This is a genomic window from Methanohalophilus sp., from assembly GCF_030156785.1.
In the GTDB taxonomy this organism is placed as follows: Archaea; Halobacteriota; Methanosarcinia; order Methanosarcinales; family Methanosarcinaceae; genus Methanohalophilus.
The window spans coordinates 48,011-61,303 of record NZ_JASGLW010000002.1 but is presented as its reverse complement, the minus strand read 5'-3'; the positions used below and the strand labels follow the sequence as shown (position 1 = coordinate 61,303).

Sequence of the window (13,293 nt, the reverse complement as noted above, 5' to 3'; positions counted from 1 at the left end):
GGTATTTCCAGACCTGCTTCCCAGAAGATCTAATCTCCAAGAAAAGGTTCCATTTTCCCGTCATAGAAAACCTCACCGTTTTTCAGAGCAATAACCCTCTCAGCGTGGTTTATTTCATCCAGATTGTGAGCAATTTGGATGATAGTTTTTCCTTCGGAATGCAATTTTCTGATTACGGAAATTATTTTTTCTTTGGTATCTGAATCAAGCATTGAAACCGATTCATCAAAAACCAGGCATTTTGGTTTCATTGCCAATACTCCTGCAATTGCAGCCAGCTGCATCTGGCCACCGCTGAGCTGGGAAGGGGATCTCTTTTTGAACATATCCATTCCAACACTTGCAAGTGATGACTCAATAGCTTCAAGCATTTCCTTCCGGGGAAAGCAGAGGTTTGATGGCCCAAAAGCGACGTCTTCCCAAACCGTAGCACCTACAAATTGTGTCATTGGATCCTGAAAAACCATTCCTACTGTCTGACGGATTTGCTGCAAGCAGGATTTATCAGCCGTGTTCATTCCAAAAACGTTCACAGAACCTTCAGTAGGAATCAACAAGCCGTTGAGATGTCGCGCCAGAGTTGATTTACCACTACCGTTCTCCCCCACAATTGCAACATATTCACCGGTTGTTATCTTAATATTTATATTCCTGAGGATGTAATCATCCCCAGAATACCGAAATGACAGATTTTTTGTTTCAATCATAGCTCATATCCAAGTGTGTAAACAATACGGCCGCAGCGATCGCCTTAATGGCATCAAGAAGTATAAACGGAGCTATCCCTATAATGAATGCTTCCTTGGGGGTGAGGGATGCCACATAAATAAGCTGCAGATAGCCAAATACGTAAATTGTAACCATTCCCGCAAGGAAATAGAGTGAAACACGGAAAAATGATTTGGTGGGGAAATGCTCTACCAGATAACCTATCACATAGGCTGCTGCCACAAATCCTAACAAGTAACCACCTGTGGGACCAAGAAGCACACCCAACCCTGCTGCACCTCCGGCAAAAACAGGGAGTCCTGCAATTCCAAGAAGAAGGTAAACAAGCATGCTGGTCATACCCCAACGAGCACCTAAGAATGCCCCCGCAAAGAATACAAACAATAACTGAAGGGTTATCGGAACCGGCCCACCTATTGGGATTACCATGTAGGCCCCTACTGAACTCATTGATGCAAACAGGGAAGCATAGACCATTTTACGTATACGTTCAGATGAATTTACAACGATGTCAACCATTGCGGAGTTATTGGTTAACAAGTAATATATAATTTTGTTTTGAGACCTTTAGATTAAAAAAAGAGAGTGATGGGCTTTGTGAGCCACATCACATATCCATATCAGGCATTTCAGGTGTAGGACCTGCTTCATTTGGAGAAGCTGCAACTACGTCATCAATTCTCATGATCATCACAGCTGCTTCCGTTGCAGACTCGATAGCCTGTACCTTAATGCGGAGTGGTTCAATAACATCTGCGTCCCACATGTCTACAACCTTACCTGTGTAGACATTAAGACCTGCATTCTTGTTGCCTTCCTCGTGCTGTGAGCGAAGTTCAACAAGTTTGTCAATTGGATCGAGTCCTGAGTTCTCAGCAAGGGTTTCTGGAATTGTTTCAAGTGCTTCGGCAAACTTGCTTACTGCGAGCTGCTGCCTTCCTTTGAGACTTGCTGCATATTCGTTGAGACGCAAGGATAATTCAACTTCCGGAGCCCCGCCGCCGGCAACTACATTGCCGTCTTCGAGTGCTACACTTACAACGTGAAGTGCATCATCCATTGCACGCTGGAGGGAAGCTACGACGTGTTCGGTTCCACCATGAAGAATTACAGTGACTGCCTTTTTCTCTTTGCAGCCTGTGATGTAAGTCATCTTGGTGCCTTTAATGTCACGTTCCTCAACCACATCGGCTTCACCGAGATCTTCAGGAGTGATTTCATCAATATCCTGTATATTGGTTGCACCTGTTGCTTCACATATTCTCTTGATGTCGCTCTTCTTTACCCTTCTGACAGCATATACTCCGGCTTTCTCAAGATAATACTGTGCCAGATCATCAATTCCTTTCTGGCTAAAGACAACATTTGCACCGCTTGCGATAATCTTGTCAGCCATTTCCTTGACCATTTTCTCTTCCTGATCAAGGAACATCTGCATCTGTTCAGGAGAAGTTATCTTGATTTCAGCATCCATTTCAGTCTTGCGGAATTCAATAGGGATGCTGAGCGCAAGGATTTTTGCACCTTCGATCTTTTCAGGCATGTTGGGATGGGTACGTACTTTGTCAATAACAAGACCTTTTACAAGATGAGATTCCTTGATGCTTGCTCCTGCCTGCTTTTCCACCTTGATGTTAGTAACATCAGCTACAAGCCCGTCCTCAGTCTCCTCCACAATCATTTTCACTGCGTCAACAGCGAGTTCAGAAAGTTTTTCCTTGTAATTCTCAGCACCTTTTCCGGTAATTGCAGTGGATGCAATCTTTTTCAGGGCTTCGTCATCATCAGGCGAAACTGAAATTGCAATATCATTAAGGATTTTAATAGCCTTTTTGGATGCTTCCCTGTATCCGGTTGAGATGATTGTCGGATGAATGCCTTTGTTGGTGAGTTCTTCTGCATTTTCAAGAAGTGCACCGGCAATTACTGCAGCGGTGGTTGTTCCGTCACCAACCTCTGAATCCTGGGTCTTGGACACTTCAACAATCATTTTTGCTGCAGGGTGTTCGATGTCCATCTCCTTAAGAATGGTTGCACCATCGTTAGTAATTACAACGTCACCCATGCTGTCCACGAGCATTTTATCCATGCCTTTGGGACCAAGGGTTGTACGTACTGCGTTTGCCACAGCTTTTCCTGCGAGGATGTTGTTGCTCTGTGCATCCCTACCTCGTGTTACTTTACTACCGTCTGCTAAAATGTAAATTGGCTGTCCTGCCATATATCCTACCAAAATTCTGACCTCCTGATAAATAATATAGTGATTATTATAGTACTGACATAGCACCCGTAGGGTACATGCTCTGCTCGTTCTAAATGAATGAACTTCTATATAAACATTGCTTATCTGCCCCAATGACAAATAGGATGGAAAAGGAAAAATATACTAATTTAAAAGGGGTTAACTGTACAGGATTTTTCATTAAATTGCCATGCAAGTTGGGATTACATAAATGGAAAAAGCAGGCGGTGTTTCCAAATACTCCTCAAATGTGCGGGAACATGGGAACATATTATGTTTGTATAAAGCTGCGGAGATAGGAAGAAATAAGGTGGGTGCCATAAAGGATGAAGACTTTTTTGATAAATATAAAAACAATATTACGAGTATGATTTACAAAAATAATAGAGGTACTCACAAAAATAAGTTAAAGCGTCCCGACCGAGACTTGAACTCGGGTCTAAGGCTCCGCAGGCCTCAAGGATATCCGCTACCCTACCGGGACACGCTTTGATGTTGTACATGTTTTTCAGATATAAAGCTTGCTGATGAGCTGAGAAAATAGATAAGAATTAAATGCATGCAAAGTATGAAGGATTAGTATGACAATGACCATAGGCCTCGCCGGCAAACCTAATGCCGGAAAATCAACATTTTTCAAAGCTGCCACGCTGGCTGATGTGGAAATTGCAAACTATCCGTTCACAACCATCAACGCCAACCGCGGTGTTACGTATGTGCGCACTACCTGCCCCTGCACCGAGAAAGGCAAACCCTGCGGCAAATGCAACAACGGTGTGCGCTACGTCCCCATAGAGATAATCGATGTTGCGGGATTAGTTCCGGATGCACACAAGGGGCGCGGATTGGGTAACGCCTTCCTTGACGAATTGCGGCAGGCACAGGCAATTATCCACGTAATCGACGCCTCCGGAAGCACTGACATCGAAGGCAATCCCGGAGATATCGATAGCCACGATCCTCTTGTGGATGTTGACTTCCTCAACCACGAAATTACCATGTGGATGGCAGGCATCCTTAACCGCAACTGGTTGAGACTCGCACGAAAAATAAAGGCTGAAGGGCTCAAACCCGAACAGGCAATCGCCGGACAGCTCATGGGAGCAGGTGTCTGCGAAAGTGATGTACACAGAGCTCTCTGCCAGTACAAGGATGATAACTACGAAAAATGGGGAGAAAACGAACTTGTCGAACTTTGTGAACACATACGGACACTCAGCAAACCCATAATGATCGCAGCCAACAAGATGGATATTGCTCCACCTAAAAACCTGAAAAAGCTCAGTGAACTCGATCTCATTGTGGTACCTACAAGTGCTGCGGCCGAACTAGCCCTTCGAAATGCTGCAAAACAGAAACTTATTGATTACATTCCAGGGAACGAGGATTTCAACATAATTTCCGAGGATCTCGATGAGAAACAAAAGAGAGGGCTGGAAAGTCTCAAGGCATTCATGAGGGCACACAGGCCCAATGGCTGCGGTGTGCAGGAATGCATAGATAAAGCAGTTTTTGAGCTGCTTGACCTGATTGTTGTCTACCCTGTGGAAGACGAGACCCACTGGACAGACACAAATGAAAACATGCTTCCCGATGCCTATCTAATGAAACGCGGCTCAACAGCCCATGACCTCGCCTATCGTGTTCATACAGACATAGGGAAAGCGTTCCTCTATGCAGTTGACGGACGCACGAAAATGAGACTCGGGGAAAAACACGAATTACAGGATGGAGATGTCATTAAAATTGTATCAACTGCCCGTTAAGGATAGCGGAGTTAAGTACCGTGCTAAGGAGAATCTACGAAAAACACCTTCAGAATACAGTAATGAAACCAGGAAAGAAGATTCCTGAGCATATTGCTGTAGTTCTCGCAGAAACAGATATCCTGAAAAATCATGGCACTAACAAGCTTAAGGATTTCATTAACTGGAGTTTAAAGATAGGATTTATTGAAATCAGCATCTACATTGATGTTCTCGATACGGTTCCTCAGCTACAAGAAAAGATGGAAAGCAAGCTTGCTGATACCCTCCGACAAATGTTTGCCACCATGCCCCTGAAAACAGAATATGCAATTTACAATTCCAAAGGGACTCTTGTGGCAAAAGATGGGAGCAAACAACCTTTAATCAACATTCTCGTAGGATTCGGGGGAAAAAAGGAACTCACACATGCTGTTAGAAGCCTTCTTGAAAAAGTTGAGATCGGCGAACTTCAGCCTGATGAAATAACTGAAAAATCCATAGAAAACAATCTAACAATCAAGACGGAACCTGATCTAATAATACGTGCAGGGGGAAAGCATCTTTCTGATTTTCTCATTTGGCAATCCGTATACGCGGAATTATTTTTTACTGATGTCAACTGGGAAAGTTTCAGAAAAATAGATCTTCTGAGAATAATCCGTGACTTCCAGAACCGCCAGCGGAGATTTGGGAAATGAGTTCAGGATGGGAAAGACATTACGTAGTTGTTGTATGCCCGAAATGCCGAGTACATTCTCAGATAGTGGATGATAGGGGGCAAAAAAGCGTACGCTGTCAGAACTGTGGTACAAATCTCCGATTTAGAAAACTGCGACAATTCCATAATTCAACTGATCTAGAGGAAGCCATCCTGATAAGAACAAAATTGCAGGCATCTCTTGTAGGGAAAGGGGATTCTAGAATAATTTCGACGATAGAATTCGATAAGTCCAAAATTAAGGAGAAAAAGGGAAAAAAACCAATACCCAACAAACCCCAAGAGATTGTACTTTCAAAAATTCCCGCCGGGGAAAGCATCTCCTTCACAGAACTAATGAGCCTCGTTAAAACGATGGGCCTTGATGAAGAGAAATTTGAGGATACATTGCACAAGTTGCTTGAATCTGGAGAGGTTTACGAACCTAAAAACGGGATTTTCCGCAGAGCATGATTTTTTGCACAAATTATATCTAAAAAAGAATCATAACAGTATGGTTCGAAGTACTTTTTATAAACTGTGGAGAAAATTTGAATATGTCAGAAAGTAGTCTCGACGCTGTTGAACTGCTGCTCACAACCAGCATCTATAACGATCACAAAGAGTTGGATGAAAACAGTCTACCTCGCAATATCAGGAAAAACTACTGGAACAGACAATATAATGGTGTTCCAAAACCTGTTAAAGTATCGCTCTTAGATCTGGAAAAACTATATGGAATAGATAACCCAAAAGCTGAAATTCAAGGAATCCCCTTTCTTGAAATCGATGATGTTGGATACAAATTAAAACTTACATCTTTTGACATAGCTGCAAAGTGGTTTGAAAAACAGGATAGTTCAACGGAGAGAATCAACAACAACCCTGTCCTTGCATATTATTTTGAAAAACGTGAACATGAGCATGCTGATTATAATGCTGCGCTGGAATTTACCCGCCCCAAGGAAGTAGACAGGGAATGGCTGGAATCCCTTCAGGAAAAGATCAGCAAAGAAGAAGGTGGCGAGGATATGCTCAAGCTTGCCCATCTCATCGCCCCCGAGGATATTATCCAGCCACTTGATGAACTTGTCCTTACCTCCAAACAGAAAGAAAAAGTTAAGAAAATTGTCAAGGCGATTACATATCGAGATTATCTAAAAGAAATAGGTCTTTATGATGTTGGAAAAATCCTCTTTGTTGGAGCTCCAGGTACCGGAAAGACGTCAGTTGCAAGGGCACTCTCCGAAAAACTTGCCTTGCCTTTTGTAGAAGTCAAGCTTTCCATGATAACCGATCAGTATCTGGGAGAAACAGCCAAGAATATTGACAGGGTTTTCGAACTGGCTAAGAGGTTAAACCCCTGCATCCTGTTTATTGATGAATTCGATTTTATCGCCAAAACCCGAACTTCCGACGAGCATGCAGCTCTGAAAAGAGCAGTTAACACTCTCCTGAAGGCCATTGATAGTATTAGCCTGACAAACAATGGCGTTCTGCTGATAGCTGCAACAAACCATCCGCAAATGCTTGATTCTGCTGCATGGAGACGTTTTGATGAAATAATGGAATTCCCGTTACCCGATCTTGAGATGCGAAAGGAAATCCTTGATATTGTTACTCAAAAAATTAAAGGTGAAATAAATACTGAAGAAATTGCAGAACTCTCCGAAGGATACACAGGTTCCGACCTCAGAATGATAATCAGGGAAAGCGTCCTATCTGCCCTCCTTGAAGAGAGGACTGAACTCTCACAGGAGGATCTCCTTAATGCAATTGAAATATTCAATGCAAGAGATATCATCAAATCGGATGAATATATACGTCGCAATTTTACATGAAAACGGGGGTAGCTTATGAAAATCACGTTACTTGGTACCGGTGATGCTCCCGGAACACCTATAATTGGATGCCATTGTCCTACCTGTAACGATGCACAGAGAGGAACCAAAAGCCAGAGACTTCGAAGCTCCTTGCTAGTGGAAAATGAGTATGGAAAAGTGCTTATCGACACTGGACCGGATCTTCGTGCACAGCTTCTGAAAAACGGAGTTGAGCATGTTGACGGAGTGATATGGACACATGGCCACTACGACCATTTCACAGGTTTTGCAGAATTCCACCGCGTGCAATATAAAGTTGATGTCTACGGGATTACGGAAACCCTTGATTATATCGTAGATTACCTTTCATTTTTGGGACCAAAGCGGCATGATATCCCTATGTACAAACCCTTTGAACTCATTGGTCTTAAGTTCACACTTTTCGAGGTAAAACACCGCCCTTACAAAAGGGCCGTTGGGGTGATGATTCAGGAAGGAGTCAAAAAGGTTGTGTTCACTGGCGATTCTGAAAGTGAGTTCCTTGAAAAGAGCCTTGAAGTTATGGATAGTCCTGATCTTCTTATCGCAGATGCTATTGTACCGGATAGATCCATCTTCCACATAAAAAAGCACATGGATGCCATAGAGGCAATGGAACTCGGGAAACGTATCCATGCGAAAAATATTGTTTTGACGCATCTGAGCCACTATTTCAAACCACATGTAGAGGCAAGCAAAGAATATCCACTGGGATATGACGGCATGCAGCTTGAAATTTGAAAGTGCTTCAATCTTTTTTGCGTTGATCTGTTTGTTCTATTTCCTTAATCCTCTCTTCAAGCTTGCGCCGGGTTAAAGCGTAATTTAAGGCAACTACAAACGTTGCAATACTAAGTATAGAAGTCCCGATTAAGAGCCCTGTGGATGCGTAAGTCCTATAGAACCTAAGGACAACAGGCCTATATTCCACAGTGTCCTCATCGTGCAGTCTTTTGGCGGTTATGTTAAAGAAATCCATTGATAGTAATGAAGATGATTTCCTCTGCAGTTCCAGCCATACAAGAACCTGCCTGCCACTTTCATCATAGTAAGTGAAATTAGCCTCCGGCTGAACTTTTCCTAAGAATGGATTTCCTGTAGTGTAACCTGGCGGAAGGACTATTCGCAGCACCGAATCGTGTGTAGGCATATAAATGAAATCCTGCCCCAATGGCACTGCCATTTTAAAGGCAACAAATCCAGTAATTGATCGGTTAAAATCTATCACCTGTCTTTTTTGCCCCTTGATCACGCGCTCCTTAATTGTAAAATTCAGATCTGTAGCTTCTTTCAGAGAAGAAAGATGCCTTAAAGTTTCCTCAACATCAGTTACATTACTGGAGTCTTCTGCAATTATTACTATGTCGTAAATGGGCTCGTTTCCCATGTTTGTGAGATCTTCCATAGGTACTATTTCAATAGATGAGGCATTATCCAGAGCATAAACGCCTGTTGCAAAGCCGTCCGTCGTCAGGTAAAAAGTGGTCTCATTTAAAGTCGATGCATTTGCTTGTTTTCCATGAAAAATGAGTTCATAATCGGAAATATTTACAGATCCCTCATCATGACCAGTTACCAGTTCATCAACACATCCACCTGCAAAAACAACGGAAAACAGGATCATAAGAAAAATGCAAACAGCTTTGCTATCCATTATACTCATCACAGTCAACCTATGTAAAAAAGATAACGCCTCCTTCATAAAGGAGGCATTGTGAAGTTAGTCTTTTTCAGGGATACTAATGAAGAGCCCAATACTCTCAAGTGCCTTGGATACTTCATTGTATGCAACAAAGAGTTCTTTTTTATGGATCTCCATTTCACTTACATTTGGCTCTGATGCAAACCAGATTTCCTTGTCATTGTTACCTCTGGTAATTGAAACGCATGCAAGCATGTCTGCCTGAACAAGCCTGTAAATAGAATCAATACCTGCAGATGTAACCCATGCGGGATAGTTGTTACGCAGTACATCAACAAATCTCTTCCAATTAATTGATGCAGAACATTCCATTTTCACATGCAAATGAGCACGTTCTCCAACCGCTTGTTCCTGGATTGTTGTAAGGAATGTCTGGAAATCAGGATCATTCTCATCTACAGCTTTTGCCTCATCTGCAGCAAGATTTTCTGCCTCATCTTCGAAGAAAGGAGCGAGGTTAATACTGCTTGAAGGTTTTGTTGCAAGAGAAACGCCAAAGAAAGCAACGCCACTGAGAAGCATACCCACAATAATTCCATGGTTCATCAGGATCGGATGAATGCTTTCAAGGTACGGCGTTGATAACGGCGGTGTCATGTAGAGATCATATACAATAAGGGAGATCTGGGAGACACCTCCTACAATCAATCCTGCCAATGCGCCCTCCTTGGTTGCACGTTTCCAATACAGACCTCCCATCAAAGGGAAGAAATAGGAGGCACTGGCGATGAAAGTTGCAATATGAATTGCGGCAATGATACCATCAATCAGGAATGAACCAATTGTAGCCGCTGCAACAATAATAAGGACACAGATGCGGTTGACGGTAAGCATTTCCTTCATTGTTGCATCCGGCTTGATGAAACGCTGGTAGACGTCACGTGAAAGAGAAGAGGCACCCGAAGTTGCGAAGGTGTCTGCCGAAGACATTGCAGCTGCAACAAGACCTATGGACAATACAGAAATTACCATGGGAGAGAAATACGAATTGATGAACATAAGCATCGCAGGTTCTGCCTGTGCCATAGCCCCCATCCCAATTTCCTCGAAAGACGCCGGTATTTCAGGATAAATCGAACTCAGAGCGATGGCAATAATTGCACAAGCTGCAAAGACAATTGTAATCAAAACTGAACCAAGTAATAGACCATTACGGGAAGACTTTGAATCCTTGGCCGCCCAGACTTTCTGCCATGGATCCTGCTCAGTGATCCATCCTGGAATGATTGCGATGATGTAAATTAAGATCATCGGAATACCTATACTCAGGGGATTCCACCAGTTTGAAGGAACTGAAGAGAATAATTCCGCGGCATCCGCCGGAGCTCCTGCCCCACCGGTTGCAGCACCCACTGAAAATACTGCTATTACAAGTGTTACCAACATCAGGAACATAAACTGCATTACATCAGTCCAGACAACTGCATGTAACCCTCCAAGGATAACATAAACAGAAACTGCCAGAGCTACCAGAAGTGCTGCATAAACTGGGTTCAGACCATAGAATACTTGAAGAACCATTGTAAAGCCTTTAATATCAGCTACAGCAAAAAGGATCATTACTATTGTAATGATGATTCCCACAGGTGCACGAATTGCCGAACTGTAACGCTGCTCAAGCAATTCAGGTTGTGTGATGGTCGGGAGGCTCTTGATTTTCTTGACAAACATGGCAATGATCAAAAGTGCAAGAATATTGGGGGCAACAAAGCCCCAGATGGAGCCCATACCAAGCAGCATGAAAAAACCAATAACTGCGAGGATACCGCCTGTAGTTAACCACGATGCAGCAGAGGAGAATCCAACACCAATAGTACCAATTCTCCTTCCTGCAAGCCAGAAGTCGGTAACGGTTTTCTGCCGTTTTGTAAAGTACCAACCAATTGCTATCAGTACACCCAGATAGAGTGCAAGTAATACGATAAACAGTTGATATGCATCCATAGTGATTCCTCAATTGATTAAGTGTTGATAGAAAGTAAATGCTAAAATATATAATTACTCAAAAAATCAACTTTACTTGTTCACAAATATATTTGTTTTAGCATGAAAAGGAAAACTATGCCTTAATCCTCCTGAAACATAATCCAACTTGGAAGCTCTATTTAAGAGGAGGAAAAGACAGTAATAATCTGAAAAACAATAATATACTGATGGCATTAGTTACCCTGACAACAGATTTCGGGACTTTGTATCCGGCAGCCATGAAAGCTGTTATTCTGAACATATGCAAAGATGTTACTATTGTCGATATTTCTCACACAGTGCCACTGGGAGATATTCTTACAGGAGCTTTTGTCCTTTACAACACAGCATACCTTTTCCCGAAAGGAACGGTTCATGTGGCAGTGGTAGATCCTGGAGTTGGAACATGCCGAAAAGCCCTCATACTGGAAGCCGGTGGACAATATTTTGTAGGACCTGACAACGGGCTAATGATTCCCGCAGCTCACAGATGCAGGAAAATGAAGGTATGGACAATTCAGGTAGACAGGCTCTTCCCGGAAATCTCCTCAACGTTCCATGGTCGAGATGTATTTGCACCTGTTGGTGCATATCTCGCAGCCGGAAGGAATGTAGAGGATTTGGCCAAACCAAGCGACTGCTATGTTTGCCTCAATCTTGAAGAAGCAATAATTGAAACCGATACAATCAGAGGTAAAGTCAACTATGTGGATGACTTTGGAAATGTAATTACAAGTATTCCTGCCCATTCATTGTGTAACATTCTAAAACCAAGAGATATTCTTAAACTTGAAGGAAATGATATCAGGTTTGTCGAGACTTACGCAAATTCAAATCCTGAAGAAACAATTGCATTAATTGGAAGCCATGGATTCCTTGAAATTGCAGTGAGTATGGGCAATGCTGCAGAAATGCTTTCAATCTCAGGCCATCCTGCAATATGTCTTCAGAAGATTACATCCACTGATAATAACGAATGACTTCCGGATTAAAAGAGTACATCATACTGTTTTCCGCATATCCGAAAAAAAGACAGCCTTCACAGGAAGATGCTGTCTCCTGCATCTTTTTCCAGCATTGGTTCCATACTTTTTCAAATCCATCACGAATATCTGCAAGAGGATCCCGGTGAACCCTGCAAGTATAAACCATTCCCTCTTGCGACACCCCAATTACAATATTCGGAGCGTGGCACCTCCACAGAGGTCGCATATCCCTGACCATCCGAAGATAAGTTTTTGAATTGATTATCGGATATCCTGCCTCTTTCATATGGATCAGTTCTTCAACTGCCTTTCTGTGCTGATGCTTATCCCGCACTCCGATTTCATTCCATACATTACTTCCAATGCTGGTAAATTCATACATTGGCTCAAAGGAAATCATAGCACCAAGATCATTTGCAAGCAGCACAAGATCACGAAGTTCATGGAGATTTTTGTTGCTGATGACACAGTTTAGTAGAACAGGTTTTTCAAAAGTGGACACAGCCTGTTCAATTCCTGGGAGTATGCGGGAAAAATCCACTCCTCGTGCATCACGATACGTCTTAATCCCATCAACTGAAACTGAGAGATAATCAAGATCAGTAAGTTCTGAAAGCCGTTTTTTCAGCAAAAGGCCATTGGTCACAAGGGATGTGGTTAATCCCAATGAATGAGCATGTCCAAGAATTTCCGGTAATTCAGATCTCATCAGAGGCTCAACAGTCCATGCATTATAAACCCCAATTCCAAAGTCCTTTGCATCATCCAGCATGGAGAAAATTTCTTCAACCTCCATTTCCTGTTTTTCTTCACGCCAGTAATCACAAAAACTGCATTGCATATTACAGGTTGAATTAATTCCATGAGACAGGACAAAGGGACGTTTACGAACTCGCATCTGCCACAGAGCACGCACTGCAGTATTAAAATCGAACATTTGTTGTCTATTAGTCTTGAAAACAGATAAGTTAAGCCCTTAGATATAAAAAAAGAAAAATTGTGCCCGCAAAATTGCGGACATTGCCATCCAATTTAACCAAATAGTGCACCAAGACCGGCCATGCCGCTCTCTTCTGCTTCCTCTGCATCTTCTTCTGCAGCTTCTTCTTCTGCTGCGGGTGCCTCTTCAACTGCTGCTGGAGCTGCTGCGACTGCTGGAGCTGCTGCAACTGCTGCAGTTGCCATTGCTTCTGCAATGTCTACGCCATCAAGTGCTGCAACGAGTGCTTTTGTGCGTGCTTCATCTACTTCGATACCTGCTGCTTTGAGAACAGCGTTTACTGCTTCTTCTGTAATCTCCTTTTCTGCGTTGTGGAGTAAAAGTGCTGCATATATGTATTCCATTTAAATCACCTAATTAAT

Annotated in this window: 13 protein-coding genes and 1 tRNA gene; 6 read left to right on the top strand and 8 right to left on the bottom strand. The window is 42.7% G+C overall.

What is annotated here, in order from left to right; translation table 11 throughout:
* Positions 1 to 29: 29 nt before the first annotated feature.
* The 4 genes from PWQ49_RS01605 to PWQ49_RS01590 all read right to left on the bottom strand — a co-directional run bounded on the left by PWQ49_RS01605 (position 30) and on the right by PWQ49_RS01590 (position 3,455).
* The gene (locus PWQ49_RS01605) at positions 30 to 707 is read right to left on the bottom strand and encodes an ATP-binding cassette domain-containing protein (RefSeq protein WP_300606892.1); all 678 of its coding nucleotides are present in this window, start codon (positions 705 to 707) and stop codon (positions 30 to 32) included.
* A complete protein-coding gene (locus tag PWQ49_RS01600) occupies positions 700 to 1,248 on the bottom strand; it encodes a biotin transporter BioY (RefSeq protein WP_300606889.1) in 549 nt (182 codons plus the stop codon). The genes PWQ49_RS01605 and PWQ49_RS01600 overlap by 8 nt, the downstream gene beginning before the upstream one ends.
* 88 nt (positions 1,249 to 1,336) lie before the next feature.
* On the bottom strand, positions 1,337 to 2,950 hold the full coding sequence (gene thsA, locus PWQ49_RS01595; protein WP_300607179.1) for a thermosome subunit alpha: 1,614 nt from the start codon (positions 2,948 to 2,950) through the stop codon (positions 1,337 to 1,339).
* Positions 2,951 to 3,383: 433 nt separating this feature from the next.
* A tRNA-Arg gene (locus PWQ49_RS01590) sits at positions 3,384 to 3,455 on the bottom strand.
* A 97-nt stretch (positions 3,456 to 3,552) separates the two neighbouring features.
* On the opposite strand from PWQ49_RS01590, the gene PWQ49_RS01585 reads away from it, so the two are divergent.
* From PWQ49_RS01585 to PWQ49_RS01565, 5 genes are all read left to right on the top strand, one after another.
* Positions 3,553 to 4,737: a redox-regulated ATPase YchF gene (locus PWQ49_RS01585; protein ID WP_300606887.1), complete on the top strand. Its 1,185-nt coding sequence runs from the start codon at positions 3,553 to 3,555 to the stop codon at positions 4,735 to 4,737.
* Positions 4,738 to 4,757: 20 nt separating this feature from the next.
* Positions 4,758 to 5,417: an undecaprenyl diphosphate synthase family protein gene (locus PWQ49_RS01580; protein WP_300606884.1), complete on the top strand. Its 660-nt coding sequence runs from the start codon at positions 4,758 to 4,760 to the stop codon at positions 5,415 to 5,417.
* Positions 5,414 to 5,890 (top strand): hypothetical protein, encoded by a 477-nt coding sequence (locus tag PWQ49_RS01575; RefSeq protein WP_300606881.1) that lies wholly within the window; start codon positions 5,414 to 5,416, stop codon positions 5,888 to 5,890. Before PWQ49_RS01580 ends, PWQ49_RS01575 begins: the two co-directional genes overlap by 4 nt.
* 83 nt (positions 5,891 to 5,973) lie before the next feature.
* Complete coding sequence (locus PWQ49_RS01570) at positions 5,974 to 7,257, top strand: ATP-binding protein (RefSeq protein WP_300606878.1); 1,284 nt, start codon at positions 5,974 to 5,976, stop codon at positions 7,255 to 7,257.
* Between the two features lie 15 nt (positions 7,258 to 7,272).
* On the top strand, positions 7,273 to 8,019 hold the full coding sequence (locus PWQ49_RS01565; RefSeq protein ID WP_300606875.1) for an MBL fold metallo-hydrolase: 747 nt from the start codon (positions 7,273 to 7,275) through the stop codon (positions 8,017 to 8,019).
* Between the two features lie 7 nt (positions 8,020 to 8,026).
* Here PWQ49_RS01565 and PWQ49_RS01560 read toward each other — a convergent pair whose 3' ends face one another.
* Together PWQ49_RS01560 and PWQ49_RS01555 are read right to left on the bottom strand one after the other, a co-directional pair.
* Positions 8,027 to 8,932, bottom strand: coding sequence for a DUF5803 family protein (locus PWQ49_RS01560; RefSeq protein ID WP_300606872.1), 906 nt, complete (start codon positions 8,930 to 8,932; stop codon positions 8,027 to 8,029).
* A gap of 66 nt (positions 8,933 to 8,998) precedes the next feature.
* Entirely contained in the window at positions 8,999 to 10,924 is a 1,926-nt protein-coding gene (locus tag PWQ49_RS01555) for a sodium:solute symporter family protein (RefSeq protein ID WP_300606869.1), read from the bottom strand.
* Positions 10,925 to 11,133: 209 nt separating this feature from the next.
* Between PWQ49_RS01555 and PWQ49_RS01550 the strand changes: the two genes are divergently transcribed.
* Positions 11,134 to 11,925, top strand: coding sequence for an S-adenosyl-l-methionine hydroxide adenosyltransferase family protein (locus PWQ49_RS01550; protein ID WP_300606866.1), 792 nt, complete (start codon positions 11,134 to 11,136; stop codon positions 11,923 to 11,925).
* Here the strand turns inward: PWQ49_RS01550 and PWQ49_RS01545 are convergent.
* Both PWQ49_RS01545 and rpl12p read right to left on the bottom strand, forming a co-directional pair.
* Positions 11,900 to 12,868 (bottom strand): radical SAM protein, encoded by a 969-nt coding sequence (locus PWQ49_RS01545; RefSeq protein WP_300606864.1) that lies wholly within the window; start codon positions 12,866 to 12,868, stop codon positions 11,900 to 11,902. The genes PWQ49_RS01550 and PWQ49_RS01545 overlap by 26 nt on opposite strands.
* Before the next feature lie 95 nt (positions 12,869 to 12,963).
* A complete protein-coding gene (gene rpl12p, locus PWQ49_RS01540) occupies positions 12,964 to 13,275 on the bottom strand; it encodes a 50S ribosomal protein P1 (protein WP_300606861.1) in 312 nt (103 codons plus the stop codon).
* Between the last annotated feature and the right edge of the window lie 18 nt (positions 13,276 to 13,293).